Source organism: Rhizobium bangladeshense, from assembly GCF_001662075.1.
GTDB classification, from domain to species: Bacteria; Pseudomonadota; Alphaproteobacteria; order Rhizobiales; family Rhizobiaceae; genus Rhizobium; species Rhizobium bangladeshense_B.
In genome coordinates, this window is sequence record NZ_LYPL01000012.1 from 205,129 (window position 1) to 227,679 (window position 22,551).

22 protein-coding genes are annotated in these 22,551 nt (G+C 61.9%); 7 read left to right on the forward strand and 15 right to left on the reverse strand.

The window, feature by feature from the left end; translation table 11 throughout:
* Positions 1-131: 131 nt before the first annotated feature.
* The 5 genes from A7X77_RS22875 to A7X77_RS22895 form a co-directional block, all read right to left on the reverse strand.
* On the reverse strand, positions 132-1,040 hold the full coding sequence (locus A7X77_RS22875; RefSeq protein WP_064685119.1) for a homocysteine S-methyltransferase family protein: 909 nt from the start codon (positions 1,038-1,040) through the stop codon (positions 132-134).
* A gap of 76 nt (positions 1,041-1,116) precedes the next feature.
* Positions 1,117-1,806, reverse strand: a complete 690-nt coding sequence (locus tag A7X77_RS22880) for an ABC transporter permease (RefSeq protein ID WP_064685120.1) — start codon at positions 1,804-1,806, stop codon at positions 1,117-1,119.
* Positions 1,807-1,818: 12 nt separating this feature from the next.
* Positions 1,819-2,544: an ABC transporter permease gene (locus A7X77_RS22885; protein WP_064685121.1), complete on the reverse strand. Its 726-nt coding sequence runs from the start codon at positions 2,542-2,544 to the stop codon at positions 1,819-1,821.
* A gap of 12 nt (positions 2,545-2,556) precedes the next feature.
* The gene (locus A7X77_RS22890) at positions 2,557-3,330 is read right to left on the reverse strand and encodes a transporter substrate-binding domain-containing protein (protein WP_064685122.1); all 774 of its coding nucleotides are present in this window, start codon (positions 3,328-3,330) and stop codon (positions 2,557-2,559) included.
* A gap of 48 nt (positions 3,331-3,378) precedes the next feature.
* Positions 3,379-4,158, reverse strand: coding sequence for an ABC transporter ATP-binding protein (locus A7X77_RS22895; protein WP_064685123.1), 780 nt, complete (start codon positions 4,156-4,158; stop codon positions 3,379-3,381).
* A gap of 162 nt (positions 4,159-4,320) precedes the next feature.
* Here A7X77_RS22895 and A7X77_RS22900 point away from each other — a divergent pair, with 162 nt between their 5' ends.
* From A7X77_RS22900 to mctP, 5 genes are all read left to right on the forward strand, one after another.
* Positions 4,321-4,785 (forward strand): Lrp/AsnC family transcriptional regulator, encoded by a 465-nt coding sequence (locus A7X77_RS22900; protein WP_064685124.1) that lies wholly within the window; start codon positions 4,321-4,323, stop codon positions 4,783-4,785.
* 71 nt (positions 4,786-4,856) lie between these two features.
* Entirely contained in the window at positions 4,857-6,242 is a 1,386-nt protein-coding gene (locus A7X77_RS22905) for a cache domain-containing protein (RefSeq protein WP_064685125.1), read from the forward strand.
* Entirely contained in the window at positions 6,239-6,910 is a 672-nt protein-coding gene (locus A7X77_RS22910; RefSeq protein WP_064685126.1) for a response regulator, read from the forward strand. Before A7X77_RS22905 ends, A7X77_RS22910 begins: the two co-directional genes overlap by 4 nt.
* A gap of 248 nt (positions 6,911-7,158) precedes the next feature.
* Positions 7,159-7,356: a DUF3311 domain-containing protein gene (locus tag A7X77_RS22915; protein WP_064685127.1), complete on the forward strand. Its 198-nt coding sequence runs from the start codon at positions 7,159-7,161 to the stop codon at positions 7,354-7,356.
* Positions 7,346-8,821 carry a sodium:solute symporter family monocarboxylate transporter gene (mctP, locus tag A7X77_RS22920; protein ID WP_064685128.1) on the forward strand — a complete coding sequence of 492 codons (1,476 nt, stop codon included), beginning with the start codon at positions 7,346-7,348 and terminating at the stop codon, positions 8,819-8,821. The genes A7X77_RS22915 and mctP overlap by 11 nt, the downstream gene beginning before the upstream one ends.
* Positions 8,822-8,897: 76 nt before the next feature.
* On the opposite strand, the gene A7X77_RS22925 is transcribed toward mctP, so the two are convergent.
* The 9 genes from A7X77_RS22925 to A7X77_RS22970 form a co-directional block, all read right to left on the reverse strand.
* On the reverse strand, positions 8,898-10,868 hold the full coding sequence (locus tag A7X77_RS22925) for a HAMP domain-containing methyl-accepting chemotaxis protein (RefSeq protein ID WP_064685129.1): 1,971 nt from the start codon (positions 10,866-10,868) through the stop codon (positions 8,898-8,900).
* A gap of 656 nt (positions 10,869-11,524) precedes the next feature.
* Positions 11,525-12,595: an LLM class flavin-dependent oxidoreductase gene (locus A7X77_RS22935; RefSeq protein ID WP_064685131.1), complete on the reverse strand. Its 1,071-nt coding sequence runs from the start codon at positions 12,593-12,595 to the stop codon at positions 11,525-11,527.
* A 247-nt stretch (positions 12,596-12,842) separates the two neighbouring features.
* Positions 12,843-13,181 (reverse strand): hypothetical protein, encoded by a 339-nt coding sequence (locus A7X77_RS22940; RefSeq protein WP_064685132.1) that lies wholly within the window; start codon positions 13,179-13,181, stop codon positions 12,843-12,845.
* A gap of 88 nt (positions 13,182-13,269) precedes the next feature.
* Positions 13,270-14,367 (reverse strand): ABC transporter substrate-binding protein, encoded by a 1,098-nt coding sequence (locus A7X77_RS22945; protein WP_064685133.1) that lies wholly within the window; start codon positions 14,365-14,367, stop codon positions 13,270-13,272.
* A gap of 51 nt (positions 14,368-14,418) precedes the next feature.
* On the reverse strand, positions 14,419-15,459 hold the full coding sequence (locus A7X77_RS22950) for an ABC transporter permease (protein ID WP_064685134.1): 1,041 nt from the start codon (positions 15,457-15,459) through the stop codon (positions 14,419-14,421).
* Positions 15,460-15,477: 18 nt separating this feature from the next.
* On the reverse strand, positions 15,478-16,974 hold the full coding sequence (locus A7X77_RS22955; RefSeq protein ID WP_064685135.1) for a sugar ABC transporter ATP-binding protein: 1,497 nt from the start codon (positions 16,972-16,974) through the stop codon (positions 15,478-15,480).
* 103 nt (positions 16,975-17,077) lie between these two features.
* Positions 17,078-17,971: an NAD(P)-dependent oxidoreductase gene (locus A7X77_RS22960; RefSeq protein ID WP_064685136.1), complete on the reverse strand. Its 894-nt coding sequence runs from the start codon at positions 17,969-17,971 to the stop codon at positions 17,078-17,080.
* The gene (locus A7X77_RS22965) at positions 17,961-18,515 is read right to left on the reverse strand and encodes a gluconokinase (RefSeq protein WP_064685158.1); all 555 of its coding nucleotides are present in this window, start codon (positions 18,513-18,515) and stop codon (positions 17,961-17,963) included. The genes A7X77_RS22960 and A7X77_RS22965 overlap by 11 nt, the downstream gene beginning before the upstream one ends.
* Positions 18,516-18,528: 13 nt before the next feature.
* Complete coding sequence (locus A7X77_RS22970; RefSeq protein ID WP_064685137.1) at positions 18,529-19,293, reverse strand: SDR family oxidoreductase; 765 nt, start codon at positions 19,291-19,293, stop codon at positions 18,529-18,531.
* A gap of 127 nt (positions 19,294-19,420) precedes the next feature.
* Here A7X77_RS22970 and A7X77_RS22975 point away from each other — a divergent pair, with 127 nt between their 5' ends.
* The gene (locus A7X77_RS22975; RefSeq protein ID WP_064685138.1) at positions 19,421-20,362 is read left to right on the forward strand and encodes a 2-hydroxyacid dehydrogenase; all 942 of its coding nucleotides are present in this window, start codon (positions 19,421-19,423) and stop codon (positions 20,360-20,362) included.
* 10 nt (positions 20,363-20,372) lie between these two features.
* Positions 20,373-21,404, forward strand: a complete 1,032-nt coding sequence (locus tag A7X77_RS22980) for an L-idonate 5-dehydrogenase (protein WP_064685139.1) — start codon at positions 20,373-20,375, stop codon at positions 21,402-21,404.
* A 10-nt stretch (positions 21,405-21,414) separates the two neighbouring features.
* Here the strand turns inward: A7X77_RS22980 and A7X77_RS22985 are convergent, their stop codons facing one another.
* Entirely contained in the window at positions 21,415-22,485 is a 1,071-nt protein-coding gene (locus A7X77_RS22985; RefSeq protein ID WP_064685159.1) for a LacI family DNA-binding transcriptional regulator, read from the reverse strand.
* Positions 22,486-22,551 lie beyond the last annotated feature (66 nt).

Sequence of the window (22,551 nt, forward strand, 5' to 3'; positions counted from 1 at the left end):
TTGATCAACTAAATCAAGTTATTTATCGATGGGCTCTTCATCAGAGGAAACAGAAGCTTACGTGCTGGAAATAGAGGCCGGCGTAGAGTGATCGGCACATGGTGAAGCCGGCCCGTTGCCGGCCTGCCGCGTCAGCCTGAGAGCGTCTTCCTCAGGCGATGGATATGGGCCGTGCCGATGCCGCAGCAGCCGCCGATGATCGTGGCACCCGCTTCGGCCCAGGAGCAGGCAAAGCGCGAATAGGCGTCACCGTTCAGGTCGTCGCGGGTATCGTGCAGGCCTTCATTGGCGGCTGCCTCGCCGGTTTCGCCTTCGAAGGCATTGGCATAGACGCCGATTTCGATGCGAGCATTCCTCTCCCGGAACAGGCGTGCCGCCGTCTCGACCGCGCCCTGCATGACCTCCGGTTTGCTGCAATTGAACAGGAAAGCCGCCGCACCCGAGGAAACCGTCCAGGACGCCGCGTCCTCGACGCTTTCGCCGGAGCGAAGTTTCGCTTCGCCGCTCGCGATATCTGCCTCGTCATCCGCCAATGTGAAGGAAATCCAGAACGGCTTGCCCGATGCCGCCACCGCCTCGCGGACAGCCTCACCCTCGGCAATCAGGCTCAATGTCTCGCCGAGCCATAGGTCGACGAAGGGAGCGAGGTTTTCGACCAGCACCTTGAGATAGTCCTGCACCCGGGAAGGCTGGAAATTCTGCGGCTCGTAGGAGCCGAAGATCGGCGGCAGCGAGCCGGCAACCAGCACCTTCTTGTCGGTCACGGCATCGGCAGCCTCACGCGCAAGGCGACCTGCGAGGCGGATCAGCGCCGGCCCCTCCTGTTGAAAGCGGTCTTCGCCGATATGAAAGGGCACGAGCGCATAGCTGTTCGTCGTGATGATCTCAGAGCCGGCGGCGATGAATTCCTGGTGCACCTCTCGCACGATCTCAGGCGAATTCATCAGCGCCAGCGCCGACCATTCCGGCTGCTTCAGTTCGGCGCCCAGCCGCAGAAGCTCGCGGCTCATGCCGCCATCGAGAATGCGCGTTGTGCTCATGAGGTAGTCTCCATTCAGGCTGTCGCGCCGTCACCGGCGCGGGCTTTTCAAAACAATGCGGCGAGCTTCCGCCGGCCTAACGGCGAACCGGCACCTGCGCTTCGAGACCTCGAAAGACGCGGGCGATCACGGCGGTCAGGGCGAGATAGAAGAGGGTGACGACGATCAGCGGTTCGTAGACGAGCAGCGTGTCCTGGCGAACCTTGTTGGCGACGGCATAGAGATCCATCACCGTTACCGTGAAGGCGAGCGGCGTCGCCTTCAGCTGCATGACGATCTCGCCGGCAATGGTCGGCAGGGCGATGCGAATAGCGCGCGGCAGCCAGATGCGGCGGGTCAGCTTCCACGGCGAGAGGCCAAAAGCCCGGCCGGCTTCGAGCTCGCCCTTGGGAACCGCAAGCAGCGCACCGCGCAGCACCTCGGCCTCATAGGCCGCGTAGTTCAGCGTGAAACTGACGGAGGCGAAGAAAAAGCCCTCGCGCAGGATCGGCCAGAACAGGCTCTGGCGGATGCCGGGGATCATGGGCAGCAGCGAGCCGACGCCGTAATAGAGGAGCCAAAGCTGGATCAGCAGCGGTGTGCCGCGGAAGAAAGTGCAGTAGCCGCGAGCGAGAAGCCGCGTCAGCCTGCCGCCGCTGACCTGCGCGAAGGCAAGGCCAATGGCGAGGACGAAACCGAACACCACCGATATGACAAGCAGCGCCACGGTCTGCCAGGCGCCGGTCAGAAGAAGCGGCCAATAGGAAAAGATCCAGGCGAAACTCATGAGGCGCTTTCTTCAGGCAAGACGCGGCTGTCCCCGCCGCACCCGCCCTTCGATCAGTTTGAAGACGACGTTGGAAGCGAGCGTGATGGCGAGATAGAGAAGGGCGGAAGCCAGGAAAAAGACGAAATAATGTTTGGTGCTCGCCCCGGCGAGGCGGGTGGCGAGCGCCAGTTCCTGGTAGCCGACGACCGCCACCAGCGCGCTGTCCTTGGTAACCGACATCCACAGATTGGCAAGGCCCGGCAGCGCGTTCGGCAAAAGCGCCGGCAGCAGGACACGGCGGAAACGCAGCATCGGTCCCATGCCGAAGGCCTTGGCCGCTTCGATCTGGCCGGCGGGAATGGCAAGGATCGCGCCGCGCAGCACCTCGGTCATATAGGCGCCTTGCACGAAGCCGAGCACGGCGACAGCGGCGACGAAGCCGTTGACATTGACCGGCGGCAGCTGCAATGCCGCCAGCAGCCGGTTGAGGCCGTCGGTGCCGGCATAATAGAGGCCGACGATCAGGATCAGCTCGGGAACGGCACGGATGACAGTGGTGTAGAGATCGAGCAACAGGCGGAGCGCGCGATTGCCAGAGAGCTTTCCAAGCGCGCCGCCCGTGCCGAGCAACAGGCCGACCGCAAAGGCGCAGGCCGAGATGGCGACCGTGGAGACTGCACCTGTCAAGAGAACGCCGCCCCATCCCGGAGGATAGGGAGACAGCAGGTCCAGAATGCCTTGTTGCGCGGTCGCCATCGTCGGGATTGCTTACTTCGCGCCGTAGATGTCGAAGTCGAAATATTTCTTGGTGATCGCGTCATACTGGCCGTTGGCGCGAACCGCAGCGATCGCCGCATTCAGCTTGGCTTTCAGCTCCGTATCTTCCTTGCGCAGACCGCCCGAAACGCCGGCTCCGAGAATTTCCTTGTCGTCGGCGACATCGCCCATCTTGGCGCAGCAATCCTTGCCGCCGTCGCTTTTCAGGAAAGCGTCGAGCGCCAGGGAATCGCCGAAGACGTAGTCGATACGGCCGGAGGCCAGATCCTGGAAGGCCTCGTCGAGCGTCTGGTAGGTCTTTTCGTCGGCAGCGCCGGCAAAATACTTCTTGTAATATTCAGACTGGATCGTCGACACCTGAATGCCGATGGTCTTGCCCTTCACATCTTCAGCGGTGGCGCCCGGCTTCTGGTCCTTGGGACCGATCAGGGTGCTCGGCGTGTTATAATATTTGTCGGTGAAGTCGATCACCTTCGAGCGTTCCGCCGTGTTCGACATCGACGACCAGATCACGTCGAATTTCTTGCTCTCAAGAGCCGGAATGAGACCATCCCAGGAAATGTCGACGATCGAGCATTTCTCCTTCATCTCTGCGCAGACGGCGTTCATCAGGTCGATTTCCCATCCGTGCCATTCGCCCGAGGCGTCCTTGGCGAAGAAGGGCGGATAGGATTCGTTCATGACGCCGAAGCGGACTTCGGCCTGGGCGGCGACGGCGGAAAGGGCAAGTGCCGCGCCGGCAAAAAGCGTGGGGAGCAGTTTCATTCGCAGGATTCTCCTGGTTCGTGTGTTGTCGATGATGGCTGGTGTGGATCAATGGGCGCTGAGACGGGTGAACTCCCGGCAGCGGGCGCTGACCGGCGTCCCGAAAACCTGTTCCGGCGGCCCTTCCTCCTCGATCCGCCCCTGATGCAGGAAGAGAACGCGGCTCGAGACATCGCGGGCGAAGCGCATTTCATGCGTGACGATCAGCATGGTCCGGCCTTCCTCGGCGAGATCGCGAATGACCTTGAGGACCTCGCCGACCAGCTCCGGATCGAGCGCCGATGTCGGCTCGTCGAACAGCATGACGGCGGGGTCGATGCAGAGTGCCCGCGCAATCGCCGCGCGCTGCTGCTGGCCGCCGGAGAGAAAAGCGGGATAGGCGTCGCGCTTGTCGAACAGCCCGACCTTGTGGAGCAGGGCTTCCGCCTTTTCGATCGCCTCGCGCTTGGAAATGCCCATGACATGCACCGGCGCCTCGATGACATTTTCCAGCACGGTGCGATGAGCCCAGAGATTGAAGCTCTGAAAGACCATGCCGAGCCCGGTCCGCAGCCGCTCGATCTGCCGCCAGCTGTGCGGCTGCAACCGCCCGCCGCGACCGGCTTTCAGCGCGACGTCCTCGCCGTTGACGGCAATGCGGCCGCGATCCGGCGTTTCCAGGAAATTGATGCATCGAAGGAAGGTGCTCTTGCCGGAGCCCGACGAGCCGATGATCGAAATCACGTCGGACTTGTGGGCCTCCATCGAGATACCCTTGAGAACCTGTTGCGAGCCGAAGCTTTTATGGAGATCTTCGACGCGAAGAGCAGGAAAGGGCTGATCCGACATACATAGGTCCGGCTGAACTGAGTTTGCAAAGGATAATGATAAAGGAACGCGGTTTTTTCGCGCAATTATCACCTATTTTGCATATTTTGTGCAAAATAACCTTCCTCACGCATCGAATGCGGCAGAAACTATGAAATGCCATAACTGGAATTGGACTGGACAATGGAACAGCTGGATCGTTTTGACCGTGACATTCTCGATATCATTCAGCGCGACTGCCAGCTGAAAGCCGAAACGATCGCCGAACGGATCGGACTGTCGGTCTCGGCAGTGCAACGGCGATTGAAACGGCTGCGCGAAGAGGGGATCATCAAGGCCGAGGTCGCGGTCGTCGATCGGAAGGCGACAGGAACAGCGATGGTGTTCATCGTCGGCATGGAGATCGAGCGGGACAATTACGACGCGTTGGCGAAGTTCCGCGTCTGGGCGGAGAAGCAGGATCATATCCAGCAGGTCTATTACGTTACCGGCGCAGTCGACCTGATCGCGATCGTTACCGCCCGAGACGTCGAGCATTATGACGACATCGCCGCCCTGATCATGGCTGACAATCCGCAGATCCGCCGCATGCACACCAATGTCGTGCTGCGCGACGTCAAGCTCGGCCTGTTCGTGCCGCTCGAATAGCTCCGGAAGCCGCTGGACTCGCCTTCGGCAAAGGGCATAATTCCGGGCGCAAATTTCGGGAGGGACGATCCTTGACGTTACGACACCAGATCATCGCATTGGCGATCGTCCCGCTCGTCATCTCGATCCTTGCGATCACGGCCTTCATCACCTGGCAATCGGCAAACCTCGCCAAGAACAGCATCGATACGTTCGAGCAGAACATGCTGAAGACCAAGGAAGCCGAGATCCTCAATCTGACCAATCTTGCCCTCTCCGCCATCCAGACGATCTACGACAAGGCCGGGGCCGACGACGAAGCCGCCAAGCGGCAGGTCGCGGCAATCCTGACTTCGCTCGACTACGGCAAGGACGGGTATTTCTTCGTCTATGACTATGACGGCAACAATATCGTCCATCCGCGCCAGAGCTTCCGGCATGGGCAAAACTGGCTCGACCTTACCGACCCCGATGGCGACAAGGTAATTGCCGAGCTGATCGCCACGGCAAAGGCGGGCGGCGGCCTGCACCAATACAAATGGCAGAAACCTTCGACCGGACAGATCGCCGACAAGCTCTCCTTTGTCGTCAGTCTCGACAAATGGCACTGGGTGGTGGGAACCGGCGTTTATCTGGACGACGTCTTCGCCCAGAGTGCGGCCGCCAACAAGGTGATGCGCGCCAATATTAGACGGACTTTCGTCATCGTGGCGCTGATCGCCGTGCCCGCGGTGCTGGTCGTGTTCACCACCTGCATGCTGCTGACCTTTCATGAGCGCCGCATGGCCGACAGCCGGCTTAAGGAGTTGACGCAGCGGGTCATCGACACCCAGGAAGAGGAGCGCACCCGGCTGGCGCGCGAGCTGCATGACGGCATCTCCCAGACCCTTCTCGGTGTGCGTTACGCGATGGATCTCGCCGGCCGCAAGGTCAGGACCAATGTCGACGAGGCGGCGCTGACTATCGAGCGCGGCGTCGAGGCGCTGAACGGCGCCATTAAGGAAATCCGGCTGCTCTCGCATGATCTGCGCCCGCGCGTGCTCGACGATCTCGGCCTGACGGCGGCGCTGGAGGCACTGTGTCATCACTTTGCCGAACGGACGGGGATCGAGACGACGATCGACGCCTCAGGCTTTGCCGGCATGCTGAAGGCGGAAGCCAGCACCGCCCTTTATCGCGTCGCCCAGGAAGCCTTCAACAATGCCGAACGGCATTCGGGCGCCTCGAAGCTTTCGGTCAAGCTCTGGAATGACGGCGGCCGCGCCCGCATGACCATCTCCGACAACGGCACCGGCTTCGATGGCGCTAAGGATGGCGCATCCGGCGGCTCGGGCCTCGGCCTGCGCAACATGCAGGAGCGGATGGCGCACTTCCGGGGCCTACTGCTCATCAACAGCAGCGAGGCCGGCACGACGCTGACGGCGATGATGCCGAGATCGGCCAATCTTGCCGCCGGCAAGCAGGCGGAAGCCGCATGACGGGACGCCCGAAAATCAGGGTGCTGCTGATCGACAACCATCCGCTGGTGCTGGACGGGCTGAAAGCCGTGCTCGAAACATTCGACCATATCGAGGTCGCCGGCACCGCCGGGCTCGCACAGACCGGGCTCGATATCGCCCGGCAGATCCAGCCGCAGGTGGTGCTGATGGACATCAACATGCCGAAGCTCAGCGGCATCGATGCGATCGAACTGTTCAGGATCGAACTTCCTGAGACCCGCGTCGTGATGCTCTCCATGCATGACAGCCGCGAGTATATCTCCTCTTCGGTCATGCGCGGCGCCGCCGGTTATGTTCTGAAGGACGTCTCCACGGAGGAGATCGTCGCGGCGATCGAAACCGTCGCGGATGGCGGCACCTATTTCTCCTCCGGCGTCTTCGACGTGCTGATGGGCGAACGGGCGGAGGAGGGCAGCGATCCCTTGACGCCGCGCGAACGCGATATCCTCGGGCTGATCGTTGCCGGCCGGAGCAACCGCGAGATCGCCGACGTGCTCGGGATTAGCTCTGCCACGGCGGAAACCCATCGCAAGAACCTCAAGAAGAAACTTGGCATCGCCACCACCGCAGGCCTCATCCGCTACGCGCTCGATCATGGCATAGCCTCGAAAATCGACGCGAATTCGCGCCTACCCACTTCTGGGTAGAGCCCGGTATTTCGGCTCTGCGCCCATCTTGTGAGGATAAAACCGACGCCCTAGGACTCCATTCGCGGCTGGCCAAACGCCAAGCCGTTGGGAGGAATTCACATGCGTTACATCTGCTTCCGATCCGCCGGAAAAGCTCGAGCGACCCGAACCGGGCCTGCCGCCGCCGCCGGCTGACAAACCTGCCTTCCACGCCGACAACTGGAACATGGCGACCGCCGACCGCGGCGCCTGAAAGGTACTCCGACATGGAAAAACCACGTAGCAAGGCAGCGCTATGGCTGCTGATCATTCCGTACATAGGTCTGCTCTGGCCGCCGTTCTACAATTTTCGCGAGCCGTCGCTTTTCGGCTTCCCCTTCTTCTACTGGTATCAGCTTCTCTGGGTGCCGATCACCGCGACGCTGACCTGGATCGCCTATCGGAGCGTTCGCCATGACGACTGACATCAACGGCACGGCGCTCGCCGTCTTCATCTTCTTCTTCGCCCTTGTCACCGTCATGGGCTTCGTCGCCAGCCGCTGGCGTAAGCCCGCGACGCTCGCCCATATCGATGAATGGGGTCTCGGCGGCCGCAACTTCGGCACCTGGATCACCTGGTTCCTCGTCGGCGGCGACTTCTATACCGCCTATACGGTCATCGCCGTCCCGGCGCTTGTCTATACCGTCGGCGCCTACGGTTTCTTCGCGCTGCCCTATACGATCGTCGTCTATCCCTTCGTCTTCATGGTCATGCCGATCCTGTGGAAACGCGCCAAGGATTTCGGCTATGTGACGGCGGCCGACGTCGTTCACGGCCAGTATGGATCGCGCGGTCTCGAGCTCGCCGTCGCCGCAACGGGCGTCATCGCCACCATGCCTTACATCGCCCTCCAGCTCGTCGGCATGACCGCGGTCTTGAAGGCGCTCGGACTGCACGGCGAGCTGCCGCTGGCGATCGCCTTCATCGTGCTGGCGCTCTACACCTATTCGGCGGGCCTGCGCGCCCCGGCTCTGATCGCCTTCGTCAAGGACATCATGATTTATATAGTGGTGATCGCAGCCGTGGCGCTCATCCCGTCGAAGCTCGGCGGCTACGCCAATGTCTTCGCATCGGCTGACGCGGCCTTCCAGGCCAAGGGTTCCGGCAACCTGCTGCTCGGCAGCAATCAATATGTCGCCTATGCCACGCTCGCTTTCGGTTCGGCACTCGCGGCCTTCATGTATCCGCATACGCTGACCGGCATCTTTGCCTCCAACAGCGGCAAGACGATTCGCAAGAATGCGATCATGCTGCCCGCCTATACGCTGCTGCTCGGGCTTCTGGCGCTGCTCGGCTATATGGGCCATGCCGCAAACCTGAAGCTCGACAGTGCCAATGATGTCGTTCCGACCCTGTTCAAGACGCTGTTTTCGGGCTGGTTCTCCGGCTTCGCCTTTGCGGCGATCGCGATCGGCGCCCTGGTGCCAGCGGCGGTGATGAGCATCGGCGCGGCCAATCTCTTCACCCGCAATTTCTGGAAAGCTTATGTCGACCCCAAGGTCAGCGATGCGGGCGAAGCCAAGGTCGCGAAGGTGACGTCGCTTGTGGTGAAGGTCGGGGCACTTCTCGTCATTATTTTCCTGCCGACGCAGTTTGCCCTCGACCTGCAGCTGCTCGGCGGTATCTGGATCCTGCAGACGCTTCCGGCCCTGGTCTTCGGCCTCTACACCAACTGGTTCCGTGCGCCCGGGCTGCTTGCCGGCTGGTTCGTCGGCTTCTGCGGCGGCACCTACCTCGTCTGGGATGCCGGCTGGAAGCCGCTGCATATGATCAGCCTCGGCGGTGAACCCTTTACCGTCTATACCGGACTGCTGGCGCTAGCGGCAAACATCGCCGTTGCGGTCGTGGTCAACGCCCTGCTTCCGGCCAAGGTCCCGGCCCGGGCGTAAGATAAAAACACGAAGGGCAGCAAACGCTGCCCTTCGTCGCTTATCTTTTCAGCGGAGGCTGAAGAGAGATTTGTGATTAAAACTCTTCCCAATCGCCGGCCAATGCTGCGTTCCCCTGGGTCGCATTCCCCTGGAACGACTTGCTCACTCTGGCAACCATCTGGCGGGCCGGCGAAGCCACGGGCTGAGCATGCTGCGCCGCGGGAGCCGGCTGCGATATGCGCCTCGATGCCACCGCTCCGCCAATGTTGAACTGGCCCAGAAGCTGAAACAATGCGTCGGCTTCCTTGGCGAGTTTGTGAGCGGCGGCTGTGGCTTCCTCCACCATGGCGGCGTTCTGTTGCGTGCCTTGGTCCATCCTGTTGACGGCGGTATTGATTTCCTTCAGCCCGGTCGCCTGCTCCTGCGAGGCGCCGACAATGGCGCCGACATTGCCATCGACCTGCTGCACCTGTACCGCAATCTCCTGCAGGGCCCTTCCGGTTTCGCCAACCAGGGCGACTCCGTTTTTGACATGGCCGTTCGAAGCGTTGATCAGCTCCTTGATTTCCTTTGCCGCCTTGGCGGAGCGCTGCGCCAGTTCGCGGACTTCCTGGGCGACGACGGCAAAGCCCTTGCCGGCTTCACCGGCGCGGGCGGCTTCAACGCCGGCATTAAGCGCCAGCAGGTTGGTCTGGAAGGCGATCTCGTCGATGACGCCGATGATGCTGCCGATCTCGGTGGCCGACGATTCGATCTTGCCCATGGCGTCGACCGCGTCGCGCACGACGCTGCCCGAGCGTTCCGCATTGTCCTTCGTCTTGCGGACGAGCTGGCCTGCTTCCTGAGCCCTGTTGCTAGAGTCGGCAACCGTGGTCGTGATTTCCTCCAGGGCAGCGGCTGTTTCCTCGACCGAGGCTGCCTGCTGTTCGGTCCGCTTGGCAAGATCGTCTGAAGCGGAGCGGATTTCCTGGGCACCGGCCGCGATGGCGCTGGCGTTGTGGGAAACCTCCTGCATGGCAGCACGCAGCTTTTCGATCGCGGAATTGAAATCGGTCCTGAGCTTTTCCAGGGACGGAATGAACGGCATGCCGATCTGCTGCGTGAGGTCGCCAGCAGCCAGCGCCTGCAACGCGGTGCCGAGCTGGCTGACAGCCTGGTCTGTCTGCTCGGCAAGGGTGCGGCGTTCATCGGCATCCTGTTCCAGCCGATGCCGTTCCGCGACCGCTCGCTTGCTTTCCGCATCGGCTTCCCGTTCGGCCTTCGCCGAAATAGCGTCACGCAAGCCGGCCACGGCGCGCGCAAGCTTGCCGATCTCATCACCCCGCGCCTCGAGACGACGATCGCCGTCGAGATTGCCTTCCGCCATCGCCTTCAGCGAAAGCTGGAGTTTTGCCAGCGGGCCGACGATCGTGCGAGATGTGATGGCGGCAGCGACGACGGAAAGAAGAGCCGCGATGCCTAGCGCTGTCAGCGCTATCGGCTTGAAGCCGCTTGCCGAACTGCGAACCTCGCCGCCGATCGATTTGTTCAGCGCTTCCTGGTAGTCGATGAATTTATTGATGGCGCCGAGCCACTCCACGAAGGCAGGCCGGGCCTGTTCGAGCAGGATCTTGCGGGCCGCGTCGCCATCGCCCTTCTCCTGCAGCGCGATGATTTCCGCGACCAGTGGATTGGTCTTCGCCTGGATGCCGGCAATCTGGTTCAGAATGGCTTTTTCCTGGTCCGTCGCACCGGCCGGCGATGCAACCATGTCGGCCATGCGCTTTTCATTCTCGGCATAGGTGGCCGCCAGCTTTTCGATCAGTGCCTCGGCCGCCTTGCGTTCGTCCGCCGAGGTCACCAGGGTCACGTCGCGAATGGCGATCGCCCGATCGTGCACGCTGCCGCGATAATTGATGGCAAACCGCTGCTTGACGCTGTTAACGTCGTTGATTGTTTCAAGATTGCTGTTGATCAACGCAACCTCTAGGACCGAATAGATGGTCAGGCCGGCCATCAGCAGCACCAGGAAGCTAAAGCCGAGGGTGAGACGCACCGCGATCCCGAAACTCTTAATGCTGTTCATTGGCACTCTCCATCGTTGGCGAGGTTTGTCAAAAGTGGCTGGGGCGCCAGGATCGCTCGACACATGTCATTCAAGTGCGCGGCCTCGGTCCGTACCCCCGAATGCGCCCGGCCGCGGCTCGTCGCGCCGGACATGCCCCTTCGCATGCGCGCTGCCTACCCGGAACGGCCGAAGCCCGTGCTCCGAGACGCGAAAGCGCACGTGAAGGAACAACCTCGATTTCATGCAAAATTTTCGGATGCCTGGACCGCCGTCATGGCGTAGCTGACGATCCTGAGAACGTCGTTCCGATATCCTAAAAATTTAGGGGAATATATTTTAGAGAGTGTAAACGGAGCCGGCGGAGAGCCAGTATGTTGCTATTTTCGTATACTTTATGGGCATTTTGCACACGGACGCCATGCGGGAAGTGTATGCCAAGTTGTTTTGCAGAAACCTACGACATCTGCTGTTGTAAATCCGGCGCTCAACCCTCTCGGCGCCTTGCACTCGGACAATGATCCGAGGAACGACGAACGGAAACTGCGAATCATTTGGATGCACTGCAGGCGCGCGGACGATGCTTGGCGCCGACGCTACGTCAGCAACAATTCCGGCCGCAGCCAATGCGCCGCAGCGACCTGGCATCCATGCTCATGGCATTGCCCCCTGCGGCGTCAGCCACGCAGCAGCGGCAGAAGCCGATCGCCCTGGCGCTTGATCTCGGAGAGGTAAGGCGTATCCGAAAGCACGTAATGCGTGATGCCGAGATCCTGGTATTTGCGCAGCGAGCGGGCGACGTCTTCCGCTGAACCGACCAGCCAGGTCGTGCCGGCTCCGCCGCCGCCGAATTTGCCCGGCGCGGTATAGAGATTATCGTCAAGTACATCGCCGCGCTCGTAAAGGGAGAGCAGCCGCTGCTGGCCGACGGCGAGCCCACGCTCGTGATCGTGCCAGCCGGCGCCTTTGTTCTTCGCCATCTCGGCGACTTTCGCCTCGGCGTCGGCCCAGGCCTCGTCCGTCGTGTCCCGGACCAGCGTCGTTATCCGCAGCCCGAATTCCAGCGGCGGAAGGTCGCGGTCGAGTTCCCGGCTCAGTTGCTTGAGCCGCCCGATCCGCTCCCGGACGCCGTCGAGCGGTTCGCCCCAGAAAAGCTGAACATCGGCCTCGGTCGCCGCCACCCGCTCGGCCGCTTCAGAGGCGCCGCCGAAATAGAACTTAGGGTGCCGGCGATCGCCGCGGACCTCGATCCGCGGTACCACGGTGGCTTCGGCGACACGGAAATGATCCCCCGCCGAAGTGACATTTTCCTCTGTCCACAATCGGCGGACCAGCCGCATGAATTCCTTGGTTCTGGCATAGCGATGCGCCTGGTCGCCTTCGCTGTCGCCATAGGCGGCCAGATTGTCCTTGCCCGAGACGATGTTGATCCGCACCCGGCCGCCCGTCAGGTGGTCGAGCGTCGCCGCGGCGGAAGCGAAGTTCGCCGGCCGCCAGTAACCCGGCCGGATCGCAATCAGCGGCTCGAAGGTGGTGGTGCGCGCAGCAAGCGAGGCTGCGACGGTGAATGTGTCGGGCCGGCCCCAGCCGGTGCCGATGAGCGCGCCCTTCCAGCCATGCTCTTCCAGCGCTTTCGCGTGGCTGGTCAGCGTTTCGAGGCTGTTGTGGTTGTCGACGGCGGAATCACCGCGGTGCCCGGGTCTGACGTCGTTCGGAATATACCAGAGAAATTCGGAATGATTGCTCATGCGATGCTGCGGTTCCGTGTGGCTGCAAAGAATGGCTGCAGGAACGATGCACGGCAGGATGGATATTATCTACAAAATAAATAGAGTATTTAGTTTAAGAATGACGCCGCTGATAGAAAATTGTCCCAAAGCGCAGGAAGCCCGAATTGGGCATCCGTCGGATTGCCGAAGCCAAACACGAAAAAGCGCCTGGGACGCTTGTCCGCAGGCGCTTTTCCGGCCGCTTGATCACCAGTATTCCTTGATGTCAGGCAGCGGTCGGCGGGTATTCGTTGGCCTGAAATACGTGGTGATGCACCTTGCCGGTGAAGAGCTTCAGGAGCTCGCCGGTGACCTCACGGCTTTCAAAGCGCACATCGGAGCGTAGCGCTGCGCTCACCGCATCCATATCGGGATAACGGATCGCCAGGGCCATTGCATAGACCGGGGCGCCTTCGTCGCGCTCCATCCCGTCCAGGATACGTATTTCCTCGGCGCCCGGAAATTTCGTCCAGAGCGGGACGAGCCGCTCTCTGACAAAGGCGCGGAATTCCTCTTCTCTGCCGGGATGGATTTCGCCTTCAAACAAAGCATAACGAATGATCATAGGTTCTCTTTTCCAAAACTCGCCGGAGCTGGATCGATGGTGATGCGGGAAGGGGAGGGCGAATCGGTCGATACGCCCTCGTTAAGGTTTATTTGCCCCAGATCTTCTTGTATTGATCGCGATAGCCATTATCGGGATCGAAGCTGTTCTTCGGTCCGCCGTCGAATTCGACATTTTCACTGGTCACCACGTGCAGCGGCGACACATAGCCCGACCACGGAGCACCGGCAAAGGCGCGGTTCAATTCATCGACGAGCTGCCAACCCTGCAGGTTGAGCGGCTCGGCCACCGTGACGGCCTGGAACTGCTTGGCGCGGATGCGCTGATAGGCGCTTTCCGAACCATCACCGGCCGCGACGTTCACCGGTTTTCCGTCACCGGCAATGCCGGCCGAGGCAAGCGACGGTCCCATGAAGTCATAGTAAAGGTCGTTGATCGCGAGAGAATGCGTCCACTTGGCGCCATACTTCTGCAGCAGCGACGTGGTGAGCTGCGGCATGCGCTGAGAGGTTTCGGCGATCGGCGTATCGACATATTCCAGCACCGTGCCGCCGAGATCCTCGATCTCCTTTTTCATCCGGTCTGCCTTGGCAATGGCGATTGCATAGGTGGAGTCGGTGAAGATGATGACGCCAGGCTTGCCGCCGGCATCGGCGAAGGCCCAATCGGCCGCGGACTTCGATACTTCCATCGCATCGGTGGTGACGTTGGCGAACACGCCGACGTCGGCAACCGGGCCGACGGCCGAGGCGGCGTGCCAGGAAACCATCGGAATGCCCGCAGCCTTGGCCGCTTCCATCGCCGGCTTCTGCTCGACGGCGTCAAAGCCGTTAATGATAATGCCATCCGGCTTCAGCGCCATGGCCTGGCCGAAAGCCGCGGTGCGCCCACCGATCGAGCCGGCGCCGTCGAGCACCTTGACCGTCCAGCCGAGCGCGCCGGCCGCTTCCTCAACGCCATTGGCCACGCCGAGGATGCCGCCGTTCTTCATGTCGCCGGCAAGAATGACGATGTTCTTGGCGGCGGCGCCCTTGGGGCCGCTCGTCGGGCCATCCCAGGCGCTCACCTTGGACGCATATTTCTCGACCACAGCCTTGGCGTCAGCCATGGAATCGGCCATTGCCGGCCCACTGAGCATAACGGCGGCGGTTGCGACCGTTGCCTGCAATAAAGTCCTGCGCTTCATGTTCACTCCTCCTTTTTTGTTTGTTCTGGAATGCCGGATGAGCCGGCATCCTCATTTGGATGCGGGTGTGATCCTCCTCACAGCTCCGCGCTTGCGCTGGGCATAACCTGCTATGCCGATGGCAATCAGCAGGGTCACGCCGTTGAACAGCGGTTCGACGAAGAACGACCCGCCGAATTGCTGAATTCCCGAAATGCCGACCGCCAGGATGATGACGCCGATCAGGGTGCCCCAGACGTTCACCCGCCCCGGTTTGATCGTCGTCGATCCCAGGAATGCGCCGACAAGCGCCGGCAGCAGATATTCGAGCCCAACGCTTGCCTGGCCGATGCGCAGCTTCGAAGCGAGAAGAACGCCGGTCAGAGCCGCCAGCAGGCCCGATGTAACGAAGGCGCCGATCACGAATTTGCGGACCGGAATGCCATTGAGGGCCGCAGCCTTGGGATTGGCGCCGATGGCATAAAGATAACGGCCGATCGGCAGGTATTCGAGCACGATCCACATGCAGATGGCGATCAGGAGCACATAGAAGCCGGTGATCGGCAGGCCGAACAGCATGGTGCCGTTCAGCGCGTAGAAACCTTCCGGCAGGACGCCGACCACCTGCCGCCCGCCGGTGTGCCAAAGGGCAAGCGCGTAAAGAACCGTGCCGGTGCCGAGCGTGGCGATGAAACTGTCGATCTTGGCGACTTCGACCAGCAGGCCGTTGATGAAGCCTGTGAGGACGCCGAGCGCGAGAACGATGACGACCGCGACCGGCCAGGGCAGGCCGTAGGCCGTCTGCAGGCTGATGGCAAGGATGTGCCAGAGCACGATGCCGTAGCCGACGGTCAAGTCGATGCGGCCCGATGCCATCGGGATCATTGCGGCGAGCGACAGCAGCGCGATGATCGCCTTGTCGGAGACGATCGAGCGGACGTTCAGCACGGTCGGGAAGGTATCCGGCAGGAGTATCGAGAAGATCACGATCAGGCCGGCGGTCAAGATGACCAGGCCGTAAACCGGGATCAGGCGTCCGATCTTCTGGCCGGTGGACAGGCCGGCCATTTCGCTCTTGGTCGGCTCCAGCGCGGTGGATTCAATGGATTGCATGGCTGTTCTCCCGATGGCTCAAGCCGCTTCCGATGCGGAGGCGGCGGTGATGACCGCCTCCGTCGTCAGAGCGCTTCCACTCAGTTCGCTGACGATTTTGCCGCGCGAGAAAACCAGCGCGCGGTGACAGATATGGGCGATTTCCTCGAAATCCGTCGAGACCACGACGACCGCGAGCCCGGCTTCCAGCGCCTGGGTGATCAGGCGGTAGATTTCCGCACGCGCGCCGATATCGACGCCGGCGGTCGGGTCTTCGGCAACCAGCAGCTTGCGGCCGGTCGCCAGCCAGCGGCCGACGACCACTTTCTGCTGGTTGCCGCCCGACAGCGCTTCCGCCGGCAGATCCGGATCGTTCGGCCTGAGGCCGACCGAATGGCCGATCGCATGGGCAAGATCGGCTTCGCCGCGCGGCGACAGGAAGGAAAAAAGCCCGCGGCCGACGGCGCCTGGATTGAGATAGGTGTTTTCCCGAATGGAAAGCGAGAGCGCGACCGATTCCTCGGTCCGGTCACGGGCGATCAAACCGATGCCCGACGCCATGGCCTGTCGCGGGCTGGAAAGATCCGGAGCCTGGTCATGCAGCAGAACCGAACCGCTGAAGGGTTCGCAGCCGAACAGCGCCCGGCCGATCCGTTCCTGGCCGGCGCCGCGCAGCCCGGCCAGGCCCAGCAGCTCGCCCTCGCGAATATCGAAGGAGATCGGACTGGTGCCGGCGCAGACGAGGTCGCGGACCTTGACGATCGCCTTGCCGGGCTTGATCTCACTCTTCGAAAAGAGACTGTCGCCGCTGCGACCGATGATCATCGTCACCAGTTCGTCGGGAGTGGTCTGGCTGACCGGCTTCTGCCCGACCATGCATCCGTCGCGCAGCACGGCGACGCGATCGGCGACGCGGAAAATCTCGTCCAGCCTGTGGGAGACGTAGATCATGCCGACGCCGCGCTCCTTCAGCGGGCGGATGGCATTGAACAGCCGATCGACTTCGTCGGCGGGAAGGCTCGCCGTCGGCTCGTCGAGCACCAGAACATCGGCTTCGACGGCAAGCGCGCGGGCGATGGCGACGAGCGATTTTTCGGTGCGCGACAGGGCCGAGACCCGCGTCGTCGGATCGAAGTCACAACCGACCAGTTTCAGCGCTTCCCTGGCGCGCGCCTGCGTCCTTCCCCAATCGATCAGGCCGCCGCGCAGCGAAAAGCCCTGCGACAGGCCCATATTCTCGCCCACCGTCATCCACTCAATTAGACCGAGATCCTGATGGATGAAGGCGACCGGCTGCCGCTCGTTCGGTTTCGGCGGGCGATGATGGTAGCTCTGGCCGCGAAAGAGGATGTCGCCGCTATCCGGCTTGTAGATGCCGGCAAGCGTCTTGATCAGCGTCGATTTGCCGGCGCCGTTTTCGCCGAGCAGCGCAAGGATCTCGCCCTCGCGCAGATCGATCGATACGTCACGCAGCGCCTGCGTGCCGCCGAAGCTCTTGGTGATCGATTGGAACTCCAGGAGTCTCTTGGCTTCCACTGTTTGCTCCTCCCAAAGCTGCAGCTCTTACAAAAATATGTTATCGATAACATCGATCGGTAGTCAAGCGGAAAGTGACCATCCGCCACACCGCGAGATGAGGTCAGCCGGGCCGAAATCCATCGAGAAGATGCATCATCTCGGCGGAGTCCTTCGGCCCAAGGCCGGCGGCGCACAGCAGGCGATGAATCTCCACCACCGCGCCCGTCATCGGCAGCGGCGTCTTGGTCTTCAGCGCAAAGGCCTGAAGCGAGTCCAGATCCTTCAGCATATTGTCGATCCTGCCGGTCGGCGAGAAATCCCGCGCGGCGAATTTTGCCATGAATTCCTGCAATATCCGGCTGTCTGCCCGCCCACCGGCAAGCGCTGCCGGAATTGCGGCGGGATCGACGCCGCCGGCTTCCGCGAGCTTGACGGCTTCCGCGACCGCCTGAAACAGCACGGCGCAGAATAGCTGATTGATCAGCTTGGTGGTCTGCCCGGCGCCAGAGGCGCCCATCAGCGTATAATTGGCGGCAAGATGCCGCATCACCACGCGCGCCCGCTCGAAATCCTCAGGACTGCCGCCGGCCATGATCGTCAATTTGCCGCCGAGCGCGCCGGGCACGCCGCCCGAAAGCGGGCAATCGACCCATGCCATGCCCGTTTCCGCATGCAGCCGCTTCGCCATGTCGGCGGTTTCGGCGGGGTCGATGGAAGACATGTCGATCAACAGCTTGTCGGCGCTTGCCGCCGCAGCAACACCCCTCTCGCCGAAAACGACGGCGCGGACGATGCTGGCGTGATTGAGACTGAGCACGCAGAATTGCGAGGCGGAGACCGCCGCCTCCACGGAAGCAGCTGCGCGAGCCCCCTTGGCTTCCAGCGCCGCAAGCTTTTCGGCATCGAGATCGAAGACCGTTACTTTGTGGCCGGTCTCGATCAGGCGGGTGATAATCGCCGTGCCCATGATGCCCGCACCGATGACGGCGACATCTGCTCTGTAATCATCCTGCATGAAATCCTCCCTTGTCGGCCACGCCTCTCAGCCCCTCACAAGCCAGCGCCACCATATCATCCAAAGCCATATCGATCGCCACCGTCACGACACCGGCTTCACCGGTCGGCGGCTCCAGCGTCTGCAGCTGGCTATCAAGCAGCGACGCCGGCATGAAGTGGCCCTGACGGGCCTGCATCCGCGACAGCAACAGATCGAGCGATCCTTCCAGGAATACGAAGGCCAGGTACCCGCCTGCCGCTTGCCTCAGCCTGTCCCGATAGCTTCTCTTCAGCGCCGAACACGAAATCACCAATCCCTGCGACGCCTTTTGCGCGGTCTTTATCTCCGCGCCGATCCGGTCGAGCCAGGGCAGGCGGTCGGCGTCGGTAAGCGGTATGCCCTCAGCCATCTTCGCGACATTGCGAGCCGGGTGAAGCTGATCGCCCTCCACAAACCGCATGCCGTTTCGAGCGGCGATGCCCGCCCCAACAGAAGATTTGCCGCAACCGCTCACGCCCATGACCACGACAGCCGGAGGCGGTGCTTCCTTCTCGAGCTCCATCATCGCGTCTCTGTCAAAGGCAGGTCGTGATGCCGCCATCGACATAAAGCGTGTGGCCGTTGATGAAAGACGAGCCGCGGCCCGAGAGGAAAACGGCGGCACCGACCAGTTCCTCGACATTGCCCCAGCGACCGGCCGGCGTCCGCATCTCGAGCCAGGACGAGAATTCGGGATTGTCGACGAGCGCCTGGTTGAGCGGCGTCTTGAAGTATCCGGGCGCGATCGCATTGATCTGCAGGCCGTGCTTGGCCCAGTCGGCGCACATGCCGCGCGTCAGGTTGCGCACCGCGCCCTTGGTCGCCGTATAGGGGGCGATGCCCGGGCGGGCCAGTTCGCTCTGTACGGAGGCGATGTTGATAATCTTGCCCTGACCGCGGGCGATCATGGCTTTGGCAGCCGCCTGGCTGACGTAAAACACGCTCGAAATATTGGTGGTCAGCAGCAGTTCCCATTTGTCCGCCGGGAAATCCTCCAGAGGCGTGCGAAACTGCATGCCGGCATTGTTGATCAGGATGTCGAGCGGCCCGATATCGGCCTCGATCGCATCGATGCCCTGTTTGGCGGCGTCCTTGCTGGTTACATCGAAGATGGCTGCATGGGCAGACAGTCCTTGAGCCTTGAGGCTCTCGACGGCGCGTTTGACGCTTTCGGGCGTGCGGCCGTTGATGACGACCTCCGCGCCATGCTGCGCCAGGCCCTCGGCCAGCGCATAGCCAATCCCCTGGCTGGAGCCGGTGATCAGGGCAAGTCGTCCGGTCAGATCAAACAGGTTCTTCATGCAAATAACTCCTCCGGTGTCGCTGTCGGCTTATACCGCCACTTCAGGTGAAACTCACTTGACATCGCTTGTCCGGATTATATGTTATCGATAACATAATCAACTGTCAAAATGTGGCGGAGACGGAATGCCTGAGGTAGCGATCTTGATGACCGGAGCCTATCCGGAATGGGATATGGTCGATCTGGAGGCGAAGTATCGCGTTCACCGCCTGTGGGAAGCGACAGACCGGCAGGAGCTGATCACAAGGGTCGGCAAGGATATTCGAGCCATCGCGACGCGCGGTGAACTTGGCGCCTCCGCCGAGCTGATGAAGCAATTGCCGAAGCTGGAGATCGTCTCCTGTTACGGCGTCGGCACCGATGCCATCGACCTCTCCCATGCCCGCGCCAACGGCATTCGCGTCACCAATACCCCCGACGTGCTGACCGAGGATGTCGCCGATATCGCCATCGGACTGCTGCTTGCCACGGCGCGACAGATTCCGCAGGCCGATGTTTTCGTCCGCGCCGGCCAGTGGGGCAATGTCGCCATGCCGCTGGTGACCCGGGTAGCCGGCAAGAAGGTGGGGCTCGCCGGCATGGGGCGGATCGGCAAGGCGATCGCCAGGAGGGCTGCCGCTTTCGGCTGCGACATCGCCTATTTCGCCCGCAATGAACACGCAGATGTCGCCTATGCCTACCAGGCGGAACTGGTCGCACTTGCCGATTGGGCCGATTTCCTGATCGTCATCGTCCCCGGCGGGCAGGCGACGATGAAGATCATCAATGCCGAGGTGCTGGAAGCGCTCGGACCCAACGGCATGTTGATCAATGTTTCGCGCGGAACGACGGTCGACGAAGAGGCGCTGATCACGGCCCTGCAGAACGGCACCATTAAGGCTGCCGGCCTCGACGTCTTCCTCAACGAACCGAAGATCGATGCGCGTTTCCTGACGCTTCAAAACGTGGTGTTGCAGCCCCATCACGGCTCCGGTACCGTCGAAACCCGTAAGGCCATGGGCCAGTTGGTCAGAGACAATCTCGCCGCGCACTTTGCCGGCAACCCGCTTCCAACTCCCGTCGTGTGAGGGTTTCGCTATGAAAGCCATCGTCATTCATGCCGCCAAGGATCTCAGGATCGAGGAGCGCGAGCCGGAAGTTGCGGGAGAGGGGCAGGTGGAAATCGCCATCGAAGCCGGCGGCATTTGCGGCTCCGACCTGCATTATTACAATCATGGCGGCTTCGGCACCGTGCGCCTGCGCGAGCCGATGATCCTCGGCCATGAGATCGCCGGCACGGTCAAGGCACTGGGTGCCGGTGTGAGCGATCTTGCCGTCGGAGACCGTGTTGCCGTGTCTCCGAGCCGGCCGTGCAATCATTGCCAATGTTGCCTGAAGGGACAGCAGAACCACTGCCTCAACATGCGGTTTTATGGCAGCGCCATGCCGATGCCGCATATTCAGGGCGGCTTTCGCCAGAGGCTGGTGGCGGAGCGCTGGCAATGCCACAAGGTCACTGAGGGCATTTCCATTCACGAGGCCGCCTTCGCCGAACCCTTTGCCGTGACGCTGCATGCGGCCAGCCGCGCCGGATCGCTGCTGGGCAAACGTGTGCTCGTCACCGGTTGCGGCCCGATCGGGATGCTGGCGATTGTTGCCGCGCGCGTTCTCGGCGCCCGCGAAATCGTCGCGACCGATGTGACCGACAGCGTGCTGGCGATCGCCCGCACCAGCGGCGCGGATCGAACGATCAATGTTGCCACGAATGCCGCCGACCTGGCCGCCTACGGCGCCGACAAGGGATATTTCGACGTCATGTTCGAAGCATCAGGCAATGAGCGGGCGGTGCGCGCCGGCCTGGAGGCGTTGAAGCCCCGCGCCGTTCTCGTGCAGCTCGGCCTTGGCGGCGATGTCTCCATCCCGCAGAACACGATCGTCGCCAAGGAAATCGAGATGCGCGGAACATTCCGCTTTCACGAGGAGTTTGCGCTTGCCGTCGAACTGATCAACGCGCGCCGCGTCGACCTGAAGCCACTGCTGACAGAGGTTTTTGCCATCGACGACGCCGTCGCCGCCTTTGAATTGGCCAGCGACCGCAGCAAATCGATGAAAGTCCAGATAGCCTTCTGACAAGGGCCGATTATCGGGCGCCGCGCTCCGTGCTTTCGCGCAGCACAACCCTGTAGCCGGTCAATGTGATCTCGTCGGCGCTCGCCTCGCCGCCATCCTGCAGGGCATCCAGCAGGCGGGCGGCGGCCTGGCGGCCGATGCCGTAACAGTCGACATTGATCGTGGTGATGCTGGGATAACAGATCGACGAGATCTCGTAGTCGCCGAAGCCGGCAATGGCGATATCCTCCGGCACGCGCATTCCCCTGCGCTTGCATTCCATGATTGCGCCGAAGGCGGACAAGTCGGAGACGCAGAGAACCACTTCCGTGTCCGGCCAGCGTTCCAGGAGGCTCACCACCGCCTGGCCGCCCTGTTCCATCGTGATCGGCGGTACGCCGAAGGAAATCGCCCGTCCCGGTCCCAAGCCCAATTCTTCGACAGTCTTCAGGAAACCGCTTCGCCGCTGGCTGCCGCGCGTATCGCGCGCCGTTGTACCGCCGATATAGCCGAACCGCCGGTAGCCCTGGCTTGCAAGCGCGCGCACCAGCAGAGACATCGCCTCGCTGTTGGAAAAGCCGACGACATGATTGATCGGTTCTTCCGGAATTTCCCAGGTTTCGACCACCGGAATGCCGGCCTTATCAAGCATGCGCCGCGCCCGGTCGGTATGCGAACCACCTGTCAGGATGATGCCTTCGGGGCGCCGCCGCAGCATCGCTTCGATCAGCTTTTCCTCCTTTTCGGCGGAATAATCGGTATAGCCGAGAAGGAGCTGAAGGCCGGTATTTTCCAAGGCATCGGTGATGCCGCGTGCGGTGTCGGAAAAATTCGAATTGTTGATGGAGGGCACCAGCGCCGCGATGAAGCCGCTGCGCCGAGAGGAAAGGCTGCCGGCGGAGAGATCGAGCACATAACCGAGCGCATCGACCGCTTCCATGATGCGCTTCCGGGTCTCTTCGGAAACGCTCGCATCCTGGCGAAAGGCGCGCGAAACGGTCATGGCCGACACGCCGACATATTTGGCGACTTCGGCCATCGTCAGCTTTTGGGCGTCTCCTCCCTTGAGACGTCTGCCTTTTGACTCATCCTCGTCTTTCACCGGCTCCGCTTTCAAACAGCTTCCGAGTTGGGGCAACTCAGGACACGATAAAGTTATCGCTATCAT

Bases quoted from the DNA above. Each gene is read 5' to 3' on its own strand.
- A7X77_RS22975 (WP_064685138.1), top strand. From the start codon at position 19,421: ATGCCTGAGGTAGCGATCTTGATGACCGGAGCCTATCCGGAATGGGAT.
- A7X77_RS22885 (WP_064685121.1), bottom strand. From the start codon at position 2,544: ATGGCGACCGCGCAACAAGGCATTCTGGACCTGCTGTCTCCCTATCCT.
- A7X77_RS22970 (WP_064685137.1), bottom strand. From the start codon at position 19,293: ATGAAGAACCTGTTTGATCTGACCGGACGACTTGCCCTGATCACCGGC.
- A7X77_RS22895 (WP_064685123.1), bottom strand. From the start codon at position 4,158: ATGTCGGATCAGCCCTTTCCTGCTCTTCGCGTCGAAGATCTCCATAAA.
- A7X77_RS22910 (WP_064685126.1), top strand. From the start codon at position 6,239: ATGACGGGACGCCCGAAAATCAGGGTGCTGCTGATCGACAACCATCCG.
- A7X77_RS22890 (WP_064685122.1), bottom strand. From the start codon at position 3,330: ATGAAACTGCTCCCCACGCTTTTTGCCGGCGCGGCACTTGCCCTTTCC.
- A7X77_RS22900 (WP_064685124.1), top strand. From the start codon at position 4,321: ATGGAACAGCTGGATCGTTTTGACCGTGACATTCTCGATATCATTCAG.
- A7X77_RS22935 (WP_064685131.1), bottom strand. From the start codon at position 12,595: ATGAGCAATCATTCCGAATTTCTCTGGTATATTCCGAACGACGTCAGA.
- A7X77_RS22950 (WP_064685134.1), bottom strand. From the start codon at position 15,459: ATGCAATCCATTGAATCCACCGCGCTGGAGCCGACCAAGAGCGAAATG.
- A7X77_RS22940 (WP_064685132.1), bottom strand. From the start codon at position 13,181: ATGATCATTCGTTATGCTTTGTTTGAAGGCGAAATCCATCCCGGCAGA.
- A7X77_RS22945 (WP_064685133.1), bottom strand. From the start codon at position 14,367: ATGAAGCGCAGGACTTTATTGCAGGCAACGGTCGCAACCGCCGCCGTT.
- A7X77_RS22915 (WP_064685127.1), top strand. From the start codon at position 7,159: ATGGAAAAACCACGTAGCAAGGCAGCGCTATGGCTGCTGATCATTCCG.
- A7X77_RS22925 (WP_064685129.1), bottom strand. From the start codon at position 10,868: ATGAACAGCATTAAGAGTTTCGGGATCGCGGTGCGTCTCACCCTCGGC.
- A7X77_RS22980 (WP_064685139.1), top strand. From the start codon at position 20,373: ATGAAAGCCATCGTCATTCATGCCGCCAAGGATCTCAGGATCGAGGAG.
- A7X77_RS22960 (WP_064685136.1), bottom strand. From the start codon at position 17,971: ATGCAGGATGATTACAGAGCAGATGTCGCCGTCATCGGTGCGGGCATC.
- mctP (WP_064685128.1), top strand. From the start codon at position 7,346: ATGACGACTGACATCAACGGCACGGCGCTCGCCGTCTTCATCTTCTTC.
- A7X77_RS22875 (WP_064685119.1), bottom strand. From the start codon at position 1,040: ATGAGCACAACGCGCATTCTCGATGGCGGCATGAGCCGCGAGCTTCTG.
- A7X77_RS22880 (WP_064685120.1), bottom strand. From the start codon at position 1,806: ATGAGTTTCGCCTGGATCTTTTCCTATTGGCCGCTTCTTCTGACCGGC.
- A7X77_RS22965 (WP_064685158.1), bottom strand. From the start codon at position 18,515: ATGGAGCTCGAGAAGGAAGCACCGCCTCCGGCTGTCGTGGTCATGGGC.